At 71.3% G+C, this 22,022-nt stretch carries 18 protein-coding genes; 9 read left to right on the forward strand and 9 right to left on the reverse strand.

Annotation, left to right across the window (positions count from 1 at the left end):
* Positions 1-2: 2 nt before the first annotated feature.
* The 4 genes from ACZ7M2_RS01915 to rsmH all read right to left on the reverse strand — a co-directional run bounded on the left by ACZ7M2_RS01915 (position 3) and on the right by rsmH (position 5,257).
* The gene (locus tag ACZ7M2_RS01915; RefSeq protein WP_352046651.1) at positions 3-1,523 is read right to left on the reverse strand and encodes a UDP-N-acetylmuramoyl-L-alanyl-D-glutamate--2,6-diaminopimelate ligase; all 1,521 of its coding nucleotides are present in this window, start codon (positions 1,521-1,523) and stop codon (positions 3-5) included.
* Positions 1,524-1,750: 227 nt separating this feature from the next.
* Positions 1,751-3,703 (reverse strand): peptidoglycan D,D-transpeptidase FtsI family protein, encoded by a 1,953-nt coding sequence (locus ACZ7M2_RS01920; protein ID WP_471593750.1) that lies wholly within the window; start codon positions 3,701-3,703, stop codon positions 1,751-1,753.
* Positions 3,704-3,708: 5 nt separating this feature from the next.
* Positions 3,709-4,278: a cell division protein FtsL gene (gene ftsL, locus ACZ7M2_RS01925; RefSeq protein ID WP_471593751.1), complete on the reverse strand. Its 570-nt coding sequence runs from the start codon at positions 4,276-4,278 to the stop codon at positions 3,709-3,711.
* A gap of 22 nt (positions 4,279-4,300) precedes the next feature.
* A complete protein-coding gene (gene rsmH / locus ACZ7M2_RS01930) occupies positions 4,301-5,257 on the reverse strand; it encodes a 16S rRNA (cytosine(1402)-N(4))-methyltransferase RsmH (protein ID WP_079064858.1) in 957 nt (318 codons plus the stop codon).
* Positions 5,258-5,694: 437 nt separating this feature from the next.
* On the opposite strand from rsmH, the gene ACZ7M2_RS01935 reads away from it, so the two are divergent.
* The 4 genes from ACZ7M2_RS01935 to ACZ7M2_RS01950 all read left to right on the forward strand — a co-directional run bounded on the left by ACZ7M2_RS01935 (position 5,695) and on the right by ACZ7M2_RS01950 (position 11,291).
* Positions 5,695-6,243, forward strand: a complete 549-nt coding sequence (locus ACZ7M2_RS01935) for a beta-class carbonic anhydrase (RefSeq protein ID WP_352046596.1) — start codon at positions 5,695-5,697, stop codon at positions 6,241-6,243.
* Positions 6,244-6,508: 265 nt separating this feature from the next.
* On the forward strand, positions 6,509-7,546 hold the full coding sequence (locus ACZ7M2_RS01940) for an AAA family ATPase (protein ID WP_351701162.1): 1,038 nt from the start codon (positions 6,509-6,511) through the stop codon (positions 7,544-7,546).
* The gene (locus ACZ7M2_RS01945; protein ID WP_471593752.1) at positions 7,546-8,907 is read left to right on the forward strand and encodes a DUF58 domain-containing protein; all 1,362 of its coding nucleotides are present in this window, start codon (positions 7,546-7,548) and stop codon (positions 8,905-8,907) included. The genes ACZ7M2_RS01940 and ACZ7M2_RS01945 overlap by 1 nt, the downstream gene beginning before the upstream one ends.
* A complete protein-coding gene (locus tag ACZ7M2_RS01950; RefSeq protein ID WP_471593753.1) occupies positions 8,904-11,291 on the forward strand; it encodes a transglutaminase TgpA family protein in 2,388 nt (795 codons plus the stop codon). Before ACZ7M2_RS01945 ends, ACZ7M2_RS01950 begins: the two co-directional genes overlap by 4 nt.
* A gap of 324 nt (positions 11,292-11,615) precedes the next feature.
* Here the strand turns inward: ACZ7M2_RS01950 and ACZ7M2_RS01955 are convergent, their stop codons facing one another.
* The 3 genes from ACZ7M2_RS01955 to ACZ7M2_RS01965 all read right to left on the reverse strand — a co-directional run bounded on the left by ACZ7M2_RS01955 (position 11,616) and on the right by ACZ7M2_RS01965 (position 13,831).
* Positions 11,616-12,011, reverse strand: coding sequence for a DUF3040 domain-containing protein (locus ACZ7M2_RS01955; protein ID WP_060902071.1), 396 nt, complete (start codon positions 12,009-12,011; stop codon positions 11,616-11,618).
* 275 nt (positions 12,012-12,286) lie between these two features.
* Positions 12,287-13,057, reverse strand: coding sequence for a methyltransferase (locus ACZ7M2_RS01960; protein WP_471593754.1), 771 nt, complete (start codon positions 13,055-13,057; stop codon positions 12,287-12,289).
* Positions 13,058-13,246: 189 nt separating this feature from the next.
* Entirely contained in the window at positions 13,247-13,831 is a 585-nt protein-coding gene (locus ACZ7M2_RS01965; protein ID WP_471593755.1) for an SAV_6107 family HEPN domain-containing protein, read from the reverse strand.
* Between the two features lie 165 nt (positions 13,832-13,996).
* On the opposite strand from ACZ7M2_RS01965, the gene ACZ7M2_RS01970 reads away from it, so the two are divergent.
* The 5 genes from ACZ7M2_RS01970 (at position 13,997) to ACZ7M2_RS01990 (ending at position 20,000) form a co-directional block, all read left to right on the forward strand.
* Positions 13,997-14,770, forward strand: coding sequence for an ATP-binding cassette domain-containing protein (locus ACZ7M2_RS01970; protein WP_471593756.1), 774 nt, complete (start codon positions 13,997-13,999; stop codon positions 14,768-14,770).
* Entirely contained in the window at positions 14,742-16,826 is a 2,085-nt protein-coding gene (locus ACZ7M2_RS01975) for a YhgE/Pip family protein (RefSeq protein ID WP_471593757.1), read from the forward strand. The genes ACZ7M2_RS01970 and ACZ7M2_RS01975 overlap by 29 nt, the downstream gene beginning before the upstream one ends.
* 11 nt (positions 16,827-16,837) lie before the next feature.
* Positions 16,838-17,464 carry a TetR/AcrR family transcriptional regulator gene (locus ACZ7M2_RS01980; protein ID WP_471593758.1) on the forward strand — a complete coding sequence of 209 codons (627 nt, stop codon included), beginning with the start codon at positions 16,838-16,840 and terminating at the stop codon, positions 17,462-17,464.
* A gap of 383 nt (positions 17,465-17,847) precedes the next feature.
* Positions 17,848-18,462 carry a DUF4126 domain-containing protein gene (locus ACZ7M2_RS01985; protein WP_067363688.1) on the forward strand — a complete coding sequence of 205 codons (615 nt, stop codon included), beginning with the start codon at positions 17,848-17,850 and terminating at the stop codon, positions 18,460-18,462.
* 44 nt (positions 18,463-18,506) lie between these two features.
* Positions 18,507-20,000, forward strand: coding sequence for a phytoene desaturase family protein (locus ACZ7M2_RS01990; protein WP_471593759.1), 1,494 nt, complete (start codon positions 18,507-18,509; stop codon positions 19,998-20,000).
* A 41-nt stretch (positions 20,001-20,041) separates the two neighbouring features.
* Here ACZ7M2_RS01990 and ACZ7M2_RS01995 read toward each other — a convergent pair whose 3' ends face one another.
* Together ACZ7M2_RS01995 and metF are read right to left on the reverse strand one after the other, a co-directional pair.
* The gene (locus tag ACZ7M2_RS01995) at positions 20,042-21,040 is read right to left on the reverse strand and encodes an SCO2102 family sporulation regulator (RefSeq protein WP_471593760.1); all 999 of its coding nucleotides are present in this window, start codon (positions 21,038-21,040) and stop codon (positions 20,042-20,044) included.
* 56 nt (positions 21,041-21,096) lie between these two features.
* Complete coding sequence (metF, locus tag ACZ7M2_RS02000) at positions 21,097-22,020, reverse strand: methylenetetrahydrofolate reductase [NAD(P)H] (RefSeq protein WP_352046608.1); 924 nt, start codon at positions 22,018-22,020, stop codon at positions 21,097-21,099.
* Positions 22,021-22,022: the final 2 nt, after the last annotated feature.

A 22,022-nucleotide genomic window follows, 5' to 3' on the forward strand; every position in this document is an offset into this window, starting at 1 on the left:
GTTCATCCCTGGGTCTTCTGGATAGCTTCGCGAAGCACCTGGCGGTCGTCGAAGGGACGCACCACCCCGGCGATGTCCTGGCCCTGCTCGTGGCCCTTGCCCGCGACCAGCACGGTGTCGCCGGGCCGCGCCCGGGCGACGGCGGCGGCGATGGCGGCGGCCCGGTCCTCGAAGACCTGGACCTCGCCACGCTCGTGCGCCGGCACCTCGGCGGCGCCCGCGAGCATCGTCGCGAGGATCGCGAGGGGGTCCTCCGAGCGGGGATTGTCCGATGTCAGTACGGCGGTGTCGGCGAGCCGCGCCGCGGCGGCGCCCATCGGCATCCGCTTGGTCTTGTCACGGTCGCCACCGCAGCCGAGCACGATGTGCAGCCTGCCCTCGGTGACCTTGCGCAGCGCGCGCAGGACCGATTCGACGGCGTCCGTCTTGTGGGCGTAGTCGACGACCGCGAGGTAGGGCTGGCCCGCGTCCACGCGCTCCAGGCGGCCCGGCACCCCCGGGACGGCGGCGATGCCGTCGGCGGCGGTCTGCGGGTCGATCCCGGCGACGGCGAGGGCGACGATCGCGGCGAGGGTGTTCGCCACGTTGAAGGGACCCGCGAGCGGCGACTTGGCGGTGATCCGCTCGCCCTTGGGACCGACCGCCACGAACGCCGAGTCCATCGGGCCGACCTCGACCTCCTCGGCGCGCCAGTCGGCGTCCGGGTGTCCTTCGGCGGAGAAGGTGACGACGGGGACGGTGGCCTCCTCGGCCAGCCTGCGCCCGTACTCGTCGTCGAGGTTGACGACGCCGAGTTTGCTGCGTTGCGGTGTGAACAGCTGCGCCTTGGCCCGGAAGTAGTCCTCCATGTCGGAGTGGAACTCCATGTGTTCCGGGCTGAGGTTGTTGAAGACGGCGATGTCGAAGACACAGCCGTCGACCCGTCCGAGGACCAGCGCGTGGCTGGAGACCTCCATCGCGACCGCGTCGACGCCGCGCTCGCGCATCACCGCGAACAGCGCCTGGAGGTCGGTTGCTTCGGGGGTGGTGCGCTCCGACTTGATGCGCTCCTCGCCGATGCGCATCTCCACGGTGCCGATCAGGCCGGTGGAGCGGAGCGTTTTCAGCCCGCCCTCGACGAGATAGGCCGTGGTGGTCTTGCCGGAGGTGCCGGTGATGCCGATCTGGAGCAGATCGCGTCCCGGGTGGCCGTAGATGGTGGCCGCGAGCTCTCCCATCAGGCCGCGCGGGTCGTCGACGACGAGGACCGGCAGCCCGGTGGCGGCGGCGCGCTCGGCGCCGGTCGGGTCGGTCAGCACGGCGACCGCGCCGAGACCGGCCGCCTGCGTCACGAAGTCGGCGCCGTGCAGGCGGGCGCCCGGCAGCGCGGCGTAGAGGTCTCCGGGGCGCACCGCGCGGGAGTCATGGGTGATGCCCGTGACCTCCGCACTCGACGCCGGGGCGGTGACACCCAGCTGATCGGCGAGCTCCGCGAGGGGTGTGGCGGAGTTCTGGACCGGTCGCGGCGGCCCCGGATATGTCACAGGAACGCCCTTCTGGGTGGTTTGGGACTGATCAGCGTGTGGCACGGCGGTGAGCGTACCGGGCGCACCCCCGCCGGAGCGAAGCGAGGGGCGTGGCGAGCTGTGGTTCCCGGAATCCGGGGTGATCGTTGTCACGAGCTGGTTCCTGGTCCGTTGTGCGTGCGGTCTTGTCCGGGTCCTGGCCGGACCCTGATCAAGCCCTGATCAGGGGATATGGCCGGAATCGATCACGGCGTGAAGGTCACGGGCAGATTGGCGGCCCCCGCTCCGGTGGGCGGGACCTGGAGGGTCTTGAGCGCGAACTCCATGACCTGCTTGTAGATGGGTCCGCAGATCTGTCCGCCGAAGTAGCTGCCCTTGGTGGCGTTCTGGATCGCGCAGTAGACGGTGATCCGGGGCTTGTCGGCGGGGGCGAATCCGGCGAACGACGAGGTGTAGCCGTGGTACTTGCCGGTGGCCGGATCCACGCGGTTGGCCGTACCCGTCTTGCCCGCGACCCGGTAGCCGGGGATGCGCGCCTTGGCGCCGGTGCCCTGCTCGTCGTCCACGACGGACTCCAGCATCTGGGCGAGGGTCTTCGCCGTCTTCTCGCTCACGACCCTCGTCTTCTTCGGCTGGGCGGCCGGGGTGAACAGGCCGTCGGGTCCCTTCGCGCCGCGCACCAGCGTCGGCTCGACGCGTACACCGCCGTTGGCGATCGTCGAGTAGACGGAGGCCGCCTGCATCGCGTTGATCGACATGCCCTGGCCGAAAGGAATCGTGTACTGCTGGGAGGTCGACCACTTGTCGGCGGGCGCGAGGATGCCCTTCGTCTCGCCGGGGAAGCCGAGCCCGGTATAGCTGCCGATGCCGAACTTGCGCAGATACGAATAGAGGACCTGGTTCGCCTCCTTCTGCGTCTTGCCGAGCTGGCCGGTCGCCAGGATGGTGCCGATGTTGCTGGACTTGGCGAGCACGCCGTTGAGCGTCAGGTTCCAGGTCGCGTGGTCGACGTCGTCCTGGAAGAGGCGGTCGCCGCGGTGCAGCCGGTTGGGCACGACCACGTGCGTCTCGGGCGTTGCGGCGTTCTCCTCCAGTACGGCTGCCATCGACATGACCTTGGCGGTGGAGCCGGGTTCGTACGCGTCCTGGAGGGCCGCGTTGCCCAGGGCCGCCGCGTTGGCCTGGGTGAGGTCGTTGGGGTCGAAGCCGGGCGAGTTCGCCATGGCGAGGATCTCGCCGCTGCGTGCGTCCTGCACGATCACGTACCCGCGGTCCGCCTGGGACGCCTTCACCTGCTGGGTGATGGCGTTCTGCGCGGCCCACTGGATGTCGCGGTTGATGGTCAGCTCGACGTCCGAGCCCGCCACGGCGGGGGTCTCCGTCGACCCTACGGTCGGCACCTGACGGCCGCCGGACTGGGCGTAGCGGATCTTGCCGTCCTTGCCGGCGAGTTCCTTGTTCAGCTTCTGCTCGACTCCGCCGCCGCCCTTGCCGTCGGCGTTGACCCAGCCCAGTATCCCGGCGGCGAGATCACCGTTCGGATACACGCGCTTGCTGGCCGGGACCGCGACGACGCCCGCGAGGAAGTTGACCGTGCTCTTGTCGGTCTCCGCCTTGACCGCGAGCGTGTTCCTCAGGTCCTTGATCTGCTTCCAGACCTGGGGGGTCTGGCGGTGCGCGAGCAGGGTGTAGCGGGTGTTCTTCGTACGGAGCTTCTTGGCGACGGTGTCCACGTCCTGGCCGAGGATCGGCCCGAGCAGTGCCGCGGCCTGCTCGGGCGCGTCCGTCACCTTCGTCGTTTCCTGCGTGAACATCGTGGGGTCGGCCGTGATGTCGTACGCGTCCACGCTCGTCGCGAGCTCCACGCCGTTGCGGTCCGTGATCCCGCCACGGGTGGCGGCCAGGGTGCGGCCGACATACCGGTTCTGCTCGGCCTTCGCGGCGTAGGCGCTGGCGTCCACGGCCTGCACCTGGAGCAGGCGTACGACGAAGGCGATCATCACCAGTGTCAGGGTGAGGCTGATCATGCGCAGCCGGGGACGGGGGCTGCCCAGCCGCAGGGCCTGTGGGCCGCCGGGCCGGGGCGCGCCCGGGCGGCGCGCGGGGCGGGCGCCGGGGCCCGGACGCCGCTGGCCGCCGGGGCGTACGGGCCTGGCGGGGCCGGGCACACGACGGCGCGGCGGTTCCCTGTCGGACACTTCCGTCACCTGCCGGGGGTCGAGGAGGGCTGCGCGGACGGGGTGGGGGCGGGGGCCTGCGGGGTCGGGATCCGCGGGGTGGGGGTCTGCGGGGTGGCGGTGCCTGCGGAGGGGACGGCGGCCGCCGGGGCGCTGGTGGCCGGGGCCGTGGTCCGGGTGAGGGCGAGAACCTCGGGCGGGCGGACCACCGGGTTGCGTGCGGAGGACTGCTGGGCGGCCGTTCCGGGAACACCCTTGACGCTGCCGTCCGGGTTGAGGAAGGCCGGGTCGCCGCCGGGCACCATGCCCAGCTCGCGGGCGCGGCGCTGGAGGGCGTCGGGCGCGGAGTAGGTGTCCACGTCCCGCTGCAGCGCCTGCTCCTCGTCGGTGAGGCTCTTGGTGTCCCTCTGCAGGTCGTCCAGGTGGAACGAGCCCTCGCTCAGGGCGGAGTTCAGCACGAGGAGGCCGATCAGGCCGCCGCCGAGCAGGAGCACGACGAGCAGGACGAAAGGGGTACGGGCGGCATGTCCCCCGCCGGCGGGGAGAAGCCGGGCGAGCCGGGCGGCCCGCCCCCTGAGTTCGGGTTTCCTACTCACTCGATCTCCCCCTCCTCGTGCCTCACTCGGCGTCCTCGCGGATGCGCTGAGCCCCGCGCAGTCGTGCGGGAGCCGCTCGCCGGTTCTCGGCGACCTCTTCCTCGGTGGGAAGTTCGGCACCGCGGGTGAGCAGCTTGAGCCGGGGCTGGTAGCGCTCGGGCACGACCGGCAGACCGGGCGGCGCGGTGGTGGCGGCCCCGGCCGCGAACACCTGCTTGACCAGCCGGTCCTCCAGCGAGTGGTACGACAGAACGGCGATCCGGCCGCCGACGGCGAGCGCCTTCACGGCCGCGGGAATCGCCCGCTCCAGGACGCTGAGCTCCCCGTTGACCTCGATGCGCAGGGCCTGGAAGGTGCGCTTGGCGGGGTTGCCGCCGGTGCGCTTGGCGGCCTGCGGCAGGGAGTCGCGGATCAGCTCGACGAGCCGCGCGCTGTTGCTGAAGGGTTCCTTCTCGCGTTCGCGCACGACGGCGGAGACGATCCGCTTGGCCTGCTTCTCCTCGCCGTACGCGCGCAGGATCCGCACCAGTTCGCCCGGCGGGTAGGTGTTGAGCACCTCGGCCGCGCTGATGCCGGTCGTCTGGTCCATCCGCATGTCGAGCGGGGCGTCCTGGGCGTAGGCGAAGCCCCTGTCTGCCTCGTCGAGTTGCATGGAGGAGACGCCCAGGTCGAACAGGACGCCCTGGACACGGGGGATGCCGAGGCGGTCGAGCACCTCGGGCAGTTCGTCGTAGACCGCGTGCACGAGGGTGGCACGGTCACCGAAGGGGGCGAGCCGCTCTCCGGAGAGGCGCAGCGCCTCCTTGTCGCGGTCGAGGGCGACGAGACGGGCCTCGGGGAACCGGGTCAGCAGCGCCTCGCTGTGGCCGCCGAGTCCCAGGGTGCAGTCGACGACCACGGCGCCCGGCTCGGTGAGGGCCGGGGCCAACATGTCCAGGCACCGCTGGAGCATCACCGGGACGTGTCGACTCTGGCTCAAGGGGCCCTCTCAGGTCCGGCGCGGCCGCACGCACCGCCGGGTCCCCACCCGCTCGAGAAGGGGAGGCCTGCTGGCGCCGGGTGAGTGGCGTCAGCCGACCGGGAGCGGGAGGAGGCCGAGCCGTACGTACGCGCCGCGCACGCGGGGGGAGACGCCGGAAAATCGCCGGGTCTCCAGGGGAAAGCAGTCCAGCAGGGAGAGCCTCGCCTCCCGCTTCGCGTCACTTTAGTCCACGGTGTCTCGCGGTCAATCAACCGGCATGCGCGTCGCGGACCGCTCCTCCACGAACCCCCGATCGAAGCGGTGAATCAGCAAAAATCACCTATCCAGGCGATCTCTAAACCCTCATGTGGGTTACCTCACAACAAGACACGATGACGTTCTTTGTCCCTTCTCACAGCAGGACTACTTCGTACCTGACCAGTAACGTCATAGCTATGACGACTTCTGCATCCGTACCCACAGAGCCCGAAGACGCCATAATCACGGGCGGCGGCGTGACCGACCGTCTCGTCGAGGCGAACCAGCAGTACGCGGGCGCGTTCACCGATCCCGGGATGGACGCACGCCCCGTGCTGCACGTCGCGGTGGTCGCGTGCATGGACGCCCGGCTCGACCTGCACGCCGCGCTCGGCCTGCAGCTGGGTGACTGTCACACCATCCGCAACGCGGGCGGCGTCGTGACCGACGACGTGATCCGCTCCCTCACCATCAGCCAGCGGGCGCTCGGCACCCGCAGCGTCGTTCTCATCCACCACACCGGCTGCGGCCTGGAGTCCCTCACCGAGGACTTCCGGCACGACCTGGAGATGGAGGTCGGCCAGCGCCCCGCCTGGGCGGTCGAAGCCTTCCGGGACGTCGAACAGGACGTACGGCAGTCGATGCAGCGCGTGCGCACCTCACCGTTCCTCCTGCACACGAACGACGTGCGCGGCTTCGTCTTCGACGTGACGACGGGTCTGCTGCGCGAGATAGACCCCGCCTGAACGCTCCCACCGGGCCCCTCGTAAAACCTCCTGGGGCCCTCGTGGGACCCTCACTTCACAAAAAAGCCCCGACCCACCGGCGCCCAAAGAGTCGCAAGACCTGACATATCGCAGCCAGTTATCCACAGCCGAGTGACACGAACCGGTAACGGCAACAAGAATGCGGTTGTGGCGTCACGCGGAACTTCTCGCGCGTGGTGTCCGTGATTCGGGGTGGGCCGGTCCGCACAGGGCGTCGGCCCGAGAACGGGCCGAGGAGGGCCGGGTGACGACCTATGACGATCGAGCGAGCCTTACAGATCTGACCGCCACTGTGGAGCGTGTCCGCAGTTCGGTGGAAGGAGTGATCGAAGGCAAGCCTGAGGTCGTACGGCTTTCGCTGACCGTGCTGCTCGCCGAGGGACATCTTCTGATCGAGGATGTCCCCGGCGTCGGCAAGACCATGCTGGCCAAGGCACTGGCGCGGTCCATCGACTGCTCGGTGCGGCGTATCCAGTTCACGCCCGACCTGCTGCCCTCGGACATCACGGGTGTGTCCATCTGGGACCAGCAGCGCCGGGACTTCGAGTTCAAACCGGGTGCGATCTTCGCGCAGATCGTGATCGGCGACGAGATCAACCGCGCCTCCCCCAAGACGCAGTCCGCGCTCCTGGAGTCGATGGAGGAGCGCCAGGTCACCATCGACGGGCAGACCTACGAACTGCCCAGCCCCTTCATGGTGGTGGCCACGCAGAACCCGGTCGAGATGGAGGGCACCTACCCGCTGCCTGAGGCTCAGCGCGACCGCTTCATGGCCCGCGTCTCCATCGGCTACCCCAGTGCGGAGGCCGAGCTCCAGATGCTGGACGTCCACGGTGGGGTCTCCCCGCTGGACGACCTCCAGCCGGTGGCGCACGCGCACGAGATCGTGAAGCTGATCGACGCGGTCCGCACGGTCCACGTCGCGGAGACGGTCCGGCGGTACGCGGTGGATCTGGTCGCCGCCACACGCACCCACCCCGACCTCAGACTCGGCGCCTCGCCGCGTGCCACGCTGCATCTGCTGCGCGCGGCGAAGGCCTCCGCGGCACTCAGCGGCCGGGAGTACGCGCTGCCGGACGACATCCAGGCACTCGCCGTGGCGGTCCTGGCCCACCGTCTGCTCCCCACGGCCCAGGCACAGTTGAACCGTCGTACGGCCGAGCAGGTCGTCCAGGAGATCCTTCAGCAGACCGCCGTTCCCGCGGCACCCCAGCAGCAGCCGGGCTTCACGATGGGCCGCGGCGCGCCCGCGTACGGCCAGCAGCCGCCCCGGAGGCTGTGATGACGCCCGGGGGGACCGGCGACGCCGAGGAGGACAAGGGCGGGCTGCGCACCGCGCTCACCGGTCTCACCACCCGCGGGCGCTCCTTCCTGGCCGCCGGCATCGCGGCCGCGATCTGCGCGTACGTCCTGGGGCAGAGCGATCTGCTCCGGGTCGGCCTGCTCCTCGCGGTCCTGCCGCTGGTCTGCGCGACGGTGCTGTACCGCACGCGCTACCGGGTCGCGGGCAGCCGCAGGCTCTCCCCCGGGCGGGTGCCGGCCGGTTCCGAGGCCCGCGTCCATCTGCGGATGGACAACGTCTCGCGGCTGCCCACCGGCCTGCTGATGCTCCAGGACCGGGTGCCCTACGTGCTCGGCCCGCGGCCCCGGTTCGTCCTGGACCGGGTGGAGGCGGGCGGGCGGCGCGAGGTGTCCTACCGGGTCCGCTCCGACCTGCGCGGCCGCTATCCGCTGGGTCCGCTGCAACTGCGTCTGACGGACCCGTTCGGGATGTGCGAACTGACCCGCTCCTTCTCGACATACGACACCCTGACGGTCATCCCGCGCGTGGAACCGCTGCCGCCGGTACGGCTGAGCGGTGAGGCGAAGGGGTACGGCGACGGGCGGCAGCGCTCGCTGGCGCTGGCCGGCGAGGACGACATCATCCCGCGCGGCTACCGCTACGGCGACGACCTGCGCCGGGTGCACTGGCGCCTGACGGCGCGCTACGGCGAACTGATGGTCCGTCGCGAGGAACAGCCGCAGCGCTCCCGCTGCACGGTGCTGCTCGACACCCGGGGCATCGCCTACGAGGGCGCCGGCCCGGACTCCGCCTTCGAGTGGGCGGTGTCCGGCACGGCGTCGACGCTGGTGCACATGCTCGAGCGGGGCTTCTCGGTGCGGCTGCTGACGGACGACGGCAACTCGGTGCCCGGCGAGGGCGCCGACGGCTTCGCGGGCGCGAGCCAGGAATCGGCGGACGCGGCCGGACTGATGATGGACACGCTCGCGGTCATCGACCACTCGGACGGCGCCGGGCTCTCCCGGGCCTACGACGTCCTGCGTGGGGGCAACGAAGGGCTGCTGATCGCCTTTCTCGGCGACCTCGACGAGGAGCAGGCGACGGTGCTCGCCAAAATGCGCCAGCGCAGCGGCGGGGCCGTCGCCTTCCTGCTGGACAGCGAGACCTGGGTGCGGGAACCGACCGACATCCCCGGCCCGTTGGACAGGAGCGAGGACCGACTGCGCATGCTGCGCGAGGCGGGCTGGACCGCCGTGACGGTGCCACGGGGGGCGGAACTCGCCGACCTGTGGCGGCAGGCGGACCAGCAGCGCGCAGGTGCCGCCTCGACGGGGAGTACGGCAGGGGGTGGGCGATCATGAGCGGACGGGCTCGGCTGACGCTGTATTCGGCGACGGCCACACTGATGGCGGCGTGCGCGCTGCTGCCGCTGGTCAAGCCGGCGACGTGGTTCCTCCAGGCGGTGTTCCTGCTGGCCCTGCAGTCCGGTGTGGGCGCGCTGACCCGGCGGGTTCCGCTGGCCCGGCCGCTGACGGTGGCGGCGCAGACGCTGGTGACGCTGATGCTGCTGACGCTGGTCTTCGCCCAGCAGCAGGCGCTCCTCGGCTTCGTCCCGGGTCCGGAGGCCTTCCGGCATCTCGGCGATCTGCTCCAGGCGGGCACGGACGACGTCGGGCGGTACGCAATTCCGGCGCCGCTGTCCGACGGCATCCGCCTGATGCTGATCGGCGGTGTCCTGGTGATCGGGCTCGCGGTGGACACGCTCGCCGTGACGTTCCGCAGCGCGGCCCCCGCCGGACTCCCCCTGCTCGCGCTGTACTCGGTCGCCGCGGGACTGTCGGGCGGCGGCTGGGCCTGGCTGTGGTTCCTGCTCGCGGCCACGGGCTATCTGATGCTGCTCCTGGCGGAGGGCCGCGACCGGCTCTCCCAGTGGGGCCGGGTCTTCGGCGGCGCGCCCCGCTCACAGGGGCTGGACGCCTCCTCGGGCACGGTCGCACCAGTCCGCACGGGGCGGCGCATCGGCGTGGTCGCGCTGGGCGTCGCCCTGGCCGTGCCGCTCGCCCTGCCCGCCCTCGACGGCGGTCTGCTGGGCGGCGCGGGGGCGGGCGTCGGCCCGGGTTCCGGAGGCGGCACGATCTCCGCGGTGAACCCGCTGGTCTCGCTCCGCGACAGCCTGAACGTGGACGAGGACCGCCAGGTCATGTCGTACCGCACCAACACCGAAGACACTCAGGACATGTATCTGCGGATCGTGTCCCTGGACGACTTCGACGGCACGGCGTGGAAGCCGGCCCAGCGACACATCCAGGACGTGCCGGACACGTTCCCGACGCCGATCGGCCTCGGGGCCGATGTCCAGCGCAGCGAGATCCAGACCCGCATCTCGGCGGCCGACTGGTACGCGCAGGACTGGCTGCCCATGCCGTACCCGGTCAGCAAGGTGAACATCAGCGGCAGTTGGCGGTACGAGCCGGTCGGGCGCACGCTCGTCGGCGACCACGGTCAGAACACGCGCGGCGTGCAGTACGAGGTGACGAGCCTGATCGTGCAGCCGACCGCGGAGCAGCTGGCGAACGCGCCGGAGCCGTCGAAGGCCCTGAAGCGCGAGTTCACCAAGGTGCCGTCGTCGCTGCCCGCGGTGGTGGCCGACACCGCGCGCAAGGTCACCGCGGGCTCGACGAACCACTACGAGCAGGCGGTCAAACTCCAGGACTACTTCGCGGTGAACGGCGGGTTCACCTACAACACCCAGGTGCAGGTGGGCAGTGGCTCGGCCGCGATCGCGCGCTTCCTGAAGGACAAGCAGGGCTTCTGCGTCCACTTCTCCTTCGCGATGGCCTCGATGGCCCGTACGTTGGGGATTCCGGCCCGGGTCGCGGTGGGCTTCACGCCCGGCTCCCCGCAGTCCGACGGTTCGATGTCGGTGGGGCTGCGGGACGCGCACGCCTGGCCCGAGCTGTACTTCGAAGGGGTGGGCTGGACCCGCTTCGAGCCGACCCCGAACCGGGGCTCGGTGCCGGAGTACACCCAGACGGACACGCCCGGGTCGGACTCGCCGACGGTGCCGAAGCCGTCCACGTCGACGTCCGCGGCGCCATCCACCGCTCCCTCGGCCAGCGGCAACTGCCTGGCCGAGCAGAAGAAGCTGGAGGCGTGCCCGAGCCAGTCCGCGCTGGCCACGGTGGGCTCGAAGGACGACGGCACTCCGTGGTTGCAGATCCTGGGGTACACACTGGCCGGACTCCTGCTGCTGGTCGTACCGCTGCTGCCGATGCTGTGGCGGATGCGGCTCCGGTCCGTGCGGCTGGGTGCGCACGGCCGCAGTGAGGCGGACGCGCCCGCGTACACGCTGGCGACCTGGCTGGAGGTGACCGACACGGCGTGGGACTACGGAATCGTGCCGGACGAGTCCCAGACACCACGCAAGGCCGCGGCGCGGATCGTGCGGCTCGGGCTCCTCGAAGCCGAGGCGTCAGAGGCGGTGCACCGGCTGGCCGCGGCGGTCGAGCAGGTGCTGTACGCCCCGCACCCCCGGTTGACGGCGGGGCTCGCGGAGGACGCCCGTCGTGTCACGGACGCCCTCGGCGCCCGGGCGAGCCGCACGGCCCGCCTGCGCGCCCTGCTCGCGCCCCGCTCAGCCGTCCGGGTGGCCTGGGCGGCGTCGGCCTCCTGGGCGGCTGTGTCGGCCCGGCTGGCGGCGCGCAGAGAGTCCTTGCTGCGACGTCCTTCGGGGCAGAACAGCTGACGTCGCGTTGAACCATGTGGCCCGTGTCCCCGGTCGGGGGCACGGGCCACATGTGGTTGGTGCGCGATCGGGACGGAGGCCGCCGGTGGCGATCCGCCGGCACCGGCCGGCGTCCCCCAGGCGAAGGTTCGGTTCTCGTCGGCGTCACGCCAGGCGCTTCACGTCAGCGCTTCACATCGGCGCGTCACGTCAGCGCTTCACCTCGGCGCGGGCGGGACGCCCTGTCGGGGTACGACTGAGGGGTGTCCCACCCGGGCCGGGTGGGACACCCCTCACGCGTTGTCTTCGACTGCGGGCGCCCGCAGGGCTACTGACCCCGCGGGGCTACTGCCCCTGCTCGTCTCGGCGTCGCTGCCAGCGTTGTTCGATGCGGTCCATCATGGAGCGGCGCTGTCGGCCCTGGTGACGCGTGGCGGGTGCGCCGGGCGCGGCCGGCTGCTCACCCGGCTTGGGAGCCTTGCGCCAACCGGTGACGGCGAGCACCGCACAGCCCAGCATGACGAGAAAACCCACCACGCTGACCCAGATCTGCTTCGAGACCATTCCGGCCATGAGGAGCGCGATACCCACCAGAAAGCCCGCGACCGCCTGGTAGACCCGTCGCCGGGTGTACGTACGCAGCCCGCTTCCCTCAAGCGCTGTCGCGAACTTGGGATCTTCGGCGTACAGCGCTCGCTCCATCTGCTCGAGCATTCGCTGCTCGTGCTCCGAGAGCGGCACGGCGTCCTCCTCATCGTGCAGTCGCCGGGGCGACCGGGGGTCCCCTTCAGGATAGGCAGGGAATCGCCCCCGTGAAACCCGCCCCTCTGCGCCAATTCGCCAACCGGAACCCGCCATGGCACCCCGATTCACTGAGGCGTGCATTCCCCAGCAACCGGCCCGTCATGCCGGACGGTCTCCCTCGATCATACGGCGCCGAGCGCCCGATCGGGTGGCCTGTGGCGTACTCCATCTGCCGCCCCGCCCCTGATCAGGGGCGCAACATCAGTGGCGACTCAACCCTCATCGGCACCCGGCGCCTCACCGAGCACATGAAGCTGCGTGGCCACGGAGTGGAACGCGGGGAGTTCGGCGGCCGCCGCCTCGAGCTTCAGAAGGGCTTCCACGGCACCCGGCTCGGTGTCCACGAGGACGCCGGGGACCAGGTCCGCGAAGACCCGTACGCCGTGCACGGCGCCGACGCGCAGACCCGCGCCCTCGACGAGCGCGGTGAGCTGGTCGGCGGTGAAACGGTGGGGCACGGGATCGCCCTCGCCCCAGCGTCCGTCCGGGTCGTCGAGCGCCTGCTTGGCCTCCTTGAAGTGGCCGGCGAGGGCACGGGCGAGCACGGCGCCGCCCAGGCCCGCCGCGAGGAGGCTGAGAACGCCCTCCGGGCGCAGCGCGTCCACCACGTTGCGCACGCCGTCGGCGGGGTCGTCCACGTACTCCAGGACCCCGTGGCACAGCACGACGTCGTAGCCACCGCGCTCGACGACGTCGAAGAGGCCGTGGGCGTCGCCCTGGACACCCGTGACACGGTCGGCGACCCCGGCCTCGGCGGCCCTGCGCTCGAGCGCGAACAGCGCGTTCGGGCTGGGGTCGACGACGGTGACACGGTGGCCGAGACGGGCCACGGGCACCGCGAAGTTGCCGCTGCCGCCTCCGGTGTCGAGGACGTCCAGGGACTCCCGCCCGGTGGCCTTGACCCGGCGGTCGAGAGCGTCCTTGAGGACCTCCCAGACCACGGCGGTACGGAGAGAAGCGCGAGGGCGCGTCGGGTCCGGCACGGCAGTTGACTCCTCGGAGCGGCACCGCCTCTTGCGCGGCGGAGCGATCGGGGGGCCTCCCGGCAGGAGGCTTCAGGCGCCTCCACCCTATTGCCTCCGCCGTCGTACCCGACCCTCCGTCTCACCCGGCGGATCACGCGTCGGATCAGGCATTGGATCAGGCATCGGGTCGCGCGGCGGATCGCGGGGTCAGCTCGCGTCCGGGACCTCCCTGTCGCCCCTGTACTCCCCGACCTCCCCGGCTCCGTCCCCCTCCTCCTCTCCGTCGCGACGGGGCTGGGGCAGTACGGGCTGCAGCACCAGCATCCGCTCGACGAGGCGCAGGAACATCGCCACGTCGCGTATCAGGTCGTCGGCGTCGCGGGTGCCGGCCGCGCCCCGGATACCTGCCTCGGCGCGGGCGCGCCGGTCGGCTCCGGAGGCGAACAGGGCGCTCCACTCGGTGAGTTCGGGCGCGATCTCGGGGAGCACTTCCCAGGCGCTCCGGATGCGGGCGCGGCGTCGAGGTGTGGGCTCCGGGCGGCCCCGTGCGGCGAGGACGGCGGCGGCGGTGCGCAGGGCCGCCAAGTGTGCCGTCGCGTAGCGCTCATTGGGTGTTTCCAGGGCGGTCGCCTCGTCGAGGCCGGCGCGGGCCTGGGCGAGCAGGTCGAGGGCGGCGGGTGGGGCCGTGGCCCGGCGGAGCACGGGGTGTACGTCGCCCGCCGGGCCGGCCAGTGAGGGGGCAGGGCCGGTGGCGCGGCGCCGGTGGGCGGCTGCTGCGGAAGAGGTGGCCATGACGAACCTCCTGTCGTCTGTGTGACGGCACTGTGGCCGTATGTGCCCATCGTGAGGTATGCCACTGACAATCCGTTCTGACCTGGGCCTTTGCTTCGATCGAAGGTTCGGGTTAGTTTTTGCACTGACCAGTCAGTTCAAAAATGTTCAGGGGATGGGGACGCTGTGGACGGTCCGCTCGGACTCGGTGTCACGGCCAGGGACTTCGGACTCGAGGGCCCTCGCGGCTGGGCGTTCCGCGGGGTCGGTGTCGATACGGGGCCCGGGTCGCTGATCGCGGTCGCGGGGCCGTCCGGCTCGGGCCGTACGTGCCTGCTGCTCGCGCTCACGGGCCGGATGCGGTCCACCGAGGGGACGGCCACCGTGGGCGGGGCCACGCTGCCGCGGCAGATGGCCGCGGTGCGCCGCACGAGCGCGCTGGCCCATGTCCCGGGTGTCACCGACCTGGACCCCGCCCTGACCGTCGGGGAGCACCTGCTCGAACGGGCGCTGCTGCAGCGGCGGTTCGGGACGCCCCTGAAGGACTCCCTGCGCGGACCGCTGCGTCCGCGAACCGAACGGGCGGCCGAGGGGAAGCTGCGGATCGACTCCGCGCTGGCCGCCGCCGGGCTGGACCGGGAGGCCCTGCCCAAGGGCTCCCGGACCGCCGTACGCGACCTGGAGCGGCTCGAAGCCCTGCGGCTGTCCGTCGCGTTGGCCCTCGTCGGCCGCCCGGGGCTGCTCGGCGTCGACGACACCGACCTCAAGTTGTCGGATGCCGAACGGGCCGAGGTCTGGGCCCTGTTGAAGTCGATCGCCCAGTCGGGCACCACGGTCGTGGCGGTGTGCGGCGAGGCTCCCGACGGAGCCGTCCGCGTGTCCACCCGCCCGACCGACCACACCAGCGAGACCGACGACGAGGAGACGGCCGATGCGCTCGCCGAGACTGGCCGTTCTTGAGCTCAGGCGCTTCGGCCGGGGCAAACTCCCGCGCGCCGCGCTGGCCGCGCTCCTGTTGCTGCCACTGCTGTACGGCGCCCTCTACCTGTGGTCGTTCTGGGACCCCTACGGCCGGCTGGATCGCATTCCCGTGGCGCTCGTGAACGACGACAAGGGGGCGAGCGTCGCGGGCAAGAAGCTCTCGGCGGGCGCGGACATCACCAAGGGGCTGCGGGACAGCGACACCTTCGAGTGGCACGAGGTGAGCGCGGCCGAGGCCCGCCGGGGGGTCGAGGACGGCACGTACTACCTGTCGCTGACCATGCCGTCCGACTTCAGCCGGAGGATCGCCTCCAGCTCCGGACAGGCTCCGGAGACGGGTGCCCTCCAGGTGCGTACGAACGACGCGAACAACTACATCGTCGGGCAGATCTCACGGACGGTGTTCGGCGAGGTGCGCACGGCGGCGTCCACGAAGGCCTCCCGGTCGTTCCTGGACAAGATCTTCATCTCGTTCTCGGACATCCACGGGGCGACCGAGAAGGCCGCCAAGGGAGCCGACAGACTCAGCGGTGGCATCGGCAGGGCCCGGAAGGGCTCCGAGGACCTCGCCGACGGCCTGAAGGACGCCAAGGAGGGCAGTGGCAAGCTCTCCGGGGGCCTGCGGAAGCTCGACAAGGGCGCCGGCGACCTGGCGGACGGCTCGCGGCAGGTCGCCGACGGCACGGGGGCGCTGGCCGACAAGGTCAACGGGGTCGCGGACAAGGTGGGCCCCTTCCTGAAGGACAACGAGAAGTCGATCGGCGACACCGCCCGGCTCGTCGCCGACTCCGCCGCGGGGATCCGCCACAACCTCGACACGCTGGTGAAGACGGCCCCGGCCGCCGCCAAGGGCGCCCATACGGCGTCCGACGCGCTGAGCGCCGTCTACAAGGCACGCTGCGAGACCCTCCCGTTGCCCGACGCCGCGTGCCCCGACCTGAAGAAGGCCCGGCAGGCGGCCGCGGACGTGGCCGAGGTCGCCGACGACGTGAACACGCTCATCGGCGACCAGAACGGCGATCTCGACCGGCTCGACAAGAACCTGGGCACCCTGCAGAAGCAGGCCCAGGCCCTCGCCGACCGCTCGCCGCATCTCTCCGAAGACCTCACCGACGCCGTCTCCAAGGTCAACAAGCTGAACGAGGGCGCCGAGAAGGTCGCCGCGGGGGCCAAGAAGCTGCGCACGGGGCTCGGCACGGCCAAGACCGGCGCGGCGGACCTGGACACGGGTGTCGGCGAGCTGAAGACGGGCGCGAGCACCCTCGACGAGGGCATGTACAAGCTCGTCGGCGGCTCGGGGCAGCTCGCCGGCGGGCTGCACGACGGCGCCGGGCAGATCCCCGACTACGACCGGCAGGACCGCGACCTGCGCACCCAGGTCATGGCCGACCCGGTGAAGCTCGCCTCCAAGGACCTGCACAAGGCGCCCAACTACGGCACCGGCTTCGCCCCGTACTTCATCCCGCTGTCCCTGTGGGTGGGCGCGATGGTGGCGTACATGCTGATCCAGCCGCTGAACCGGCGCGCGCTCGCGGTGGGTGCCTCGGCCTGGCGCATCGCGCTGGCGGGCTGGCTGCCAGTGGCTGCCCTGGGCGCGCTCCAGACGGTGGCCCTGATGTCCGTACTGCACTGGGCGATCGGCGTGGAGATGGTGCGGGCGGCCGGGACGGTCGGCTTCCTGTGCCTGGTGACGGCGTGCTTCGCGGCGCTCGTGCAGTGGCTGAACGCACGCTTCGGAGCGGCGGGCCGGATTCTCGTCCTCGCCCTCCTGATGCTCCAGCTGACCTCGGCGGGCGGTACGTACCCCGTGCAGACCAGTCCGGGCTTCTTCAACGCGATCCACCCCTTCTTGCCGATGAGTTACGTCGTCGAGGCCCTCCGCAGGCTCATCACGGGCGGCGGTCTCGGACCGGTCTGGCAGGCGTGCGCCGTCCTCACGGCGTTCACCGCGGGCGCGCTCGCGCTCACCGCCCTGTCGGCACACCGCAAGCAGGTGTGGACCCTCGACCGTCTGCACCCCGAGCTGAGCCTGTGACAATCAGGGCCATGGAAAGCAGCAGCACCACGGCAGGTGGCGGCCGTCGCGAGGCGACCCGGCAGAAGCTCTACGAGGCGGCGGTCACCCTCATCGCGGAACAGGGGTTCTCCGCCACCACCGTGGACGAGATCGCCGAGCGGGCCGGGGTCGCGAAAGGCACGGTCTACTACAACTTCGCGAGCAAGTCCGTCCTCTTCGAGGAGTTGCTGCGGCACGGCGTGGGACTCCTCACCGCCTCCCTGCGGGAGGCCGCGGAGCGCACCGACCGGGACGGCGGCACCAAGGTCGACGCACTGGACGCGATGATCAGGGCCGGGCTCGCCTTCATCAACCGCTACCCGGCCTTCACCCAGCTCTACGTGGCCGAGCTGTGGCGCACCAACCGGGCCTGGCAGTCCACGCTCATGGTGGTCCGGCAGGAGGCGGTCGCGGTCGTCGAGGGCGTGCTGCGCGAAGGGGTGGCGAACGGCGAGCTCAGCGACGAGATCGACGTTCCGCTGACGGCCGCCGCGCTGGTCGGGATGGTCCTGGTGGCCGCCCTGGACTGGCAGGCCTTCCAACCGGAGCGTTCCCTGGACGACGTCCACGCAGCGCTGTCACGGCTGCTCCAGGGCCGCGTGAGCGGCAATCGGTGAGCTGACAGGGCTCGGTACGAACACGGGGCACGGCGAAGCGCCGGTCCGAGGTGGCCGCGTCCCCCGCGGGCCACCTCGAACCGGCGCTTCGCCGTACTCCCCCGTACTCCCCGTTGGGCCCCCGTTCGGTCGTCCCCCGGGTTCCCCCGTGCCTCGCTCCCGCCGACGGAGTCGACGGAAGGAGCGGCCAAGGGCGCGAGGACCGTTCCGCCGCCCCGTGTCGGCGGTACCGGAGCCGCGCCCCTTTCCGTGTCTCCACTCTCTCTTTCGCGCAGGTCGGGCCCCATCCGCGCGCGTACTCATCTCACTCACTAAGTACGGATACTCAGCCGTACGCACTCATGCCCAGGACGCACCGTCGTCAACTGGTTACGATCGCGTCCGTGTCCGTACTCCCCCTGGTCTTCACCAGCGGCTGGGCCAGTGGCATCAACGCGTACGCGGTGGTGCTGCTCCTCGGCATCTTCGGAGCGACCGGTCTGAGCGACGACGTCCCGGAGTCCCTTCAGCGCCCTGAGATCCTGATCACAGCGGGCGTTCTCTTCCTGTGCGAGGCGGTCGCCGACAAGATCCCGTACGTGGACTCGGTGTGGGACTCGGTGCACACCGTGATCCGCCCGGCGGCGGGGGCGTGGGTCGGGGCCCTGCTCGCAGGGCAGAGCGGTTCGCTCTCCGATCTGGCGGCGGGCGCGATCGGCGGTTCGACGGCGCTGGCGAGCCACACGGTCAAGGCCGGGACGCGGATGGCGATCAACACCTCGCCGGAGCCGTTCAGCAACTTCGTCATGAGCACCGCCGAGGATCTCGGGGTCGCCGGGATCCTGACCTTCGCGATGTTCCACCCCGAGGCCGCGGCGATCATCGCGGGCGTGCTGCTGCTCGCGGGCCTGCTGGCGCTCTTCTTCCTGATCTCACGGATCCGCCGGTTCCTGCGCCGCAGGGCCCAGCGCCGGGAGGAGAAACGCCTGGCCGAGCGGGTGGGACAGCCACCCGACTGAGACCGCGGACCGGGTTGTCAGTGGCGGCCGATAAAGTCGCTGGCATGGGACGGATTGCGGTGATCGGCGCCGGGATGGGCGCGATGGCGGCCGCCGCCCGGCTGGCCGTCGCGGGCCACCGGGTGGTGGTGTACGAGCGCGGGGCGACGTACGGCGGGGCGGTGCGCCGCTTCGAGCGCGACGGCTTCGTGTTCGACACGGGCCCGGGACTGCTCCCACTGCCCGCGGTCTACCGCGATCTGTTCGTCAAGACGGGCAAGGAGCCCCTGGAGACGTGCGTCGAGCTGGTCCAGGTGGACCCGTCCTCGCGCCATGTCTTCGCCGAGGGCACGCAGGTCGGTCTGCCGAACGCCTCGCGCGCGGGCGTCGTCACCGCCCTCGACGAGGCCCTCGGGGCGGGCGCGGGCGCACGGTGGGGCGACTTCCTGGTGCGGGCACGCGAGGCCTGGGACCGCACCCGCAGGCCGCTCCTGGAGGAGCCGCTGTGGCCGAACTGGTCGGTGCTCGCCGAACGTGAGCCCTACCCCTCGGTGCCGCACAAGAAGCTGCTGCGCACCCGCCGCGCCACGACCCTCGCCGAGGTCGCCGCCTGGGAGTTGCGCGACCCGCGCCTCACGGCCCTGCTGGAGAGCCACGCCCTCGCCCACGGGCTCGATCCGCGCGTCACCCCGGCGAGCGCGGCCGTACTGCCGTACATGGAGCACGCCTTCGGCACCTGGTATGTGCGCGGCGGCATACGGGAGTTGGCGCGCGCGGTGTACGAGCGGTGCGTGGCCCGCAGGGTGGAGTTCCGCTTCGAGGCCCCGGTCGCGCGGATCGTCGAGAAGGACGGCCGGGCGACGGGTGTGGAGCTGGCCGACGGCGAGGTCGCGGACGCCGACTTCGTGGTCGCCGGTGTCGCGCCCGGAGCGCTCGACGCCCTGGTCCCCGGGACGGCGCTACGGGGCGGTGACGAGGTCGCGCCGCAGCGCAGGGCGCCGAGCAGGCTGACCGTGCTCCTGGCGCTGCGCGGAGGGCGTCCCGAGGGGGTGGCACACCGCACGGTGGTGCACGCGGCGGACCGGGCGGAGGAGTTGGACCGGCTCTTCGGTGAGCGTCCGGGGTTGCCTTCCTCGCCCACCGTGACGGTGTCGCGCCCGGACGATCCCGCCCTCGCACCGGACGCGGAGCACGAGGCGGTCACGCTGAGCGTCACGGCCCCGTCGGGCCTGTCGGTGTCCGAGGCGGACGTGGAGGGGATGCTCGGTGTCGCCGAGCGCGCGATACCGGGCCTGCGCGACCGTCGGCTGTGGCACGAGGTCCGCACTCCTGCCGACTTCGCGGAGGAGACCGGCGCGGACGGCGGCGCCGTCCCCGCACCGGCGCTCGCCGCGGCGGACGGACGGCTGCTGCACGCGTCGAACACCACCCGTATGCCGGGGCTGTTCGTGGTCGGCGGCTGGGCCCACCCGGGCGGCGGCCTCCCGCACGCGGGCATGTCAGGCGCCCTGGTGTCCGGACTGATCGTGGAGGGGCCGCGGTTCCGGGGCTCTCAGTGAGCGCACCGGCGCGCCGAAGGCCGCCCGAAGGGGGCGGGCCTTCAGTACCGGTACTGCTCGTCGTACCCGGCGCCGTTGCCGTTGCCCTGGTACGGGTAGGGCTGCTCCGGCGGGAGTTCGCCGCCGTAGGGGTCGTCGGTGTTGCGCTGCTGCGGGACCCAGACGCCGCCGGCCGGGGTCTCGCCGGCGTAGCCGCCGGTGGCGTACTGCTGCTGGCCGTTGTCGTAGCCCTGCTGCTGCGTGTACTGCTGGTCGCCGCCACCGTAGGTCGTGTCGTACGAGGCGCCGCCGTAGGTCTGCGTGCCGATGTACGGGTCGGAGTAGGCCGCGTACTGCTGCTGGCTGTTGTCGTAGCCGTACTGCTGCTGGTCGTACCCGGTCGAGTAGCCGTCGTACGCGTAGGCCTGCTGGTCCTGGGACTGGGCCGCGGCGGCGTAGGACTGGTCGTTGGCGGCCGCGTAGGCGGTGGCGTTGTAGACGCCGTAGGAGCCGGTGTCGTCGGGCAGGGGCTGGGGCTCGTACACGGCGGTGGCCTCGGCGGCCGTCAGGTCGCCGGAGCCGGGCGGCATGAACCGGTCGGAGTGCGCGGGCGAGAACACGTCGTCCTCGCGGGTGAAGTCGTCGCCCTGGGGATACGCCGCGCCTCGGGCCGGTCCTTCGGCCCCGGCCTCGGCTCCCTCGGCTGTTTCGAGGTCGGAGACCTCCAGCGCCGGGTCCTGGTGGTCCTCGCCGCGGCGTCGCTTGCTCTTGCCGAAGCCCTTGCCGGCGCCGCTGTCGGCACCCTGCCGGTTGCCCACGGCCCAGCCTTCCGCGAAACCGCGGCGGAACGACAGGGTGACGTACGTCTGGCCGACCGCGAAGGCCGCCGCGCCGAGCCCGATGACGATCACGGAGGGGATCAGTACGCCGAAGACGACACCGAGGAAGCCCACGAACGCGAGCAGACGCCAGCGCAACCGCGCCTTGTACTGCAGCAGGACCTCGCCGAGCAGCCACAGCGCGACGATGCCGAAAGCGATATAGAGGACCGTCCAGCCCATGTACGCCCCTCTCCCAGTGGCCGCTACGCAGTGTGTCGTACGTGGGTGCGACCGGTCTAGGCCTGCTGCGGGTGGTGCAGGCCCAGATTCTCGTAGATTTCCAGCGTCGCCGTGGAGTTGTTGAGCGTGATGAAGTGAAGTCCGGGGACTCCCTCGTCCAGCAGCCTCGCGCAGAACTCCGTCGCGAACTCGATCCCAATGGAGCGTACAGCCGCCGGATCGTCTTTGGCTGTGAGGATCCGCTCTTTCAGGACGTCCGGGAACGAAGCGTTGCTGAGCTTCGGAAGTCGTTCCAGCATCTTCACACTCGTCACCGGCATGACCTCCGGGATGACCGGTGTCGTACAGCCGGCCGCCACCACCCGGTCACGCAGGCGAAGATACGACTCGGGCTGGAAGAACATCTGGGTGATCGCGTAGTCCGCGCCGGCCCGGCACTTGTCGACGAAGTGCGCGACGTCCATGTCCCAGTCCGCGGAGCGGGGGTGCATCTCGGGGAAGGCGGCGACGCCGACACAGAAGTCGCCGGACTCCTTGATGAGACGGACGAGTTCGGCGGCGTAGGTCAGGCCCTGCGGGTGCGAGACCCACTCGCCCATCGGGTCGCCGGGCGGGTCGCCGCGGACCGCGAGCATGTTCCGGATGCCGGCGTCGGCGTACTGGCCGATGATGTTGCGCAGTTCGGCGATGGAGTGGTTGACCGCGGTGAGGTGGGCGACCGGGGTGAGCGTCGTGTCGGCGACGATCTGCTCGGTCTCCTTGACCGTGCCCGCGCGCGTCGAGCCACCGGCACCGTAGGTGACAGAGACGAAGTCGGGGGCGACGGCCTCGACGCGACGCAGCGCGTTCCACAGGTTGCGCTCACCCTTGGGGGTTTTCGGCGCGGAGAACTCGAACGAGTACGTCGCCTTGCCGGTGGCGAGCATGTCGCGCACGGTGCGTGCGCGATCAGTCCTGGTGGAAGCAGATCCGAGGGCCATAC

The sequence above is a fragment of the Streptomyces sp. NPDC111507 genome (assembly GCF_055638955.1).

Bases quoted from the DNA above. Each gene is read 5' to 3' on its own strand.
- ACZ7M2_RS01935 (WP_352046596.1), top strand. From the start codon at position 5,695: ATGACGACTTCTGCATCCGTACCCACAGAGCCCGAAGACGCCATAATC.
- ACZ7M2_RS01945 (WP_471593752.1), top strand. From the start codon at position 7,546: ATGACGCCCGGGGGGACCGGCGACGCCGAGGAGGACAAGGGCGGGCTG.
- ACZ7M2_RS01950 (WP_471593753.1), top strand. From the start codon at position 8,904: ATGAGCGGACGGGCTCGGCTGACGCTGTATTCGGCGACGGCCACACTG.
- ACZ7M2_RS01965 (WP_471593755.1), bottom strand. From the start codon at position 13,831: ATGGCCACCTCTTCCGCAGCAGCCGCCCACCGGCGCCGCGCCACCGGC.
- ACZ7M2_RS01975 (WP_471593757.1), top strand. From the start codon at position 14,742: ATGCGCTCGCCGAGACTGGCCGTTCTTGAGCTCAGGCGCTTCGGCCGG.
- ACZ7M2_RS01980 (WP_471593758.1), top strand. From the start codon at position 16,838: ATGGAAAGCAGCAGCACCACGGCAGGTGGCGGCCGTCGCGAGGCGACC.
- ACZ7M2_RS01990 (WP_471593759.1), top strand. From the start codon at position 18,507: ATGGGACGGATTGCGGTGATCGGCGCCGGGATGGGCGCGATGGCGGCC.
- ACZ7M2_RS01995 (WP_471593760.1), bottom strand. From the start codon at position 21,040: ATGGGCTGGACGGTCCTCTATATCGCTTTCGGCATCGTCGCGCTGTGG.
- metF (WP_352046608.1), bottom strand. From the start codon at position 22,020: ATGGCCCTCGGATCTGCTTCCACCAGGACTGATCGCGCACGCACCGTG.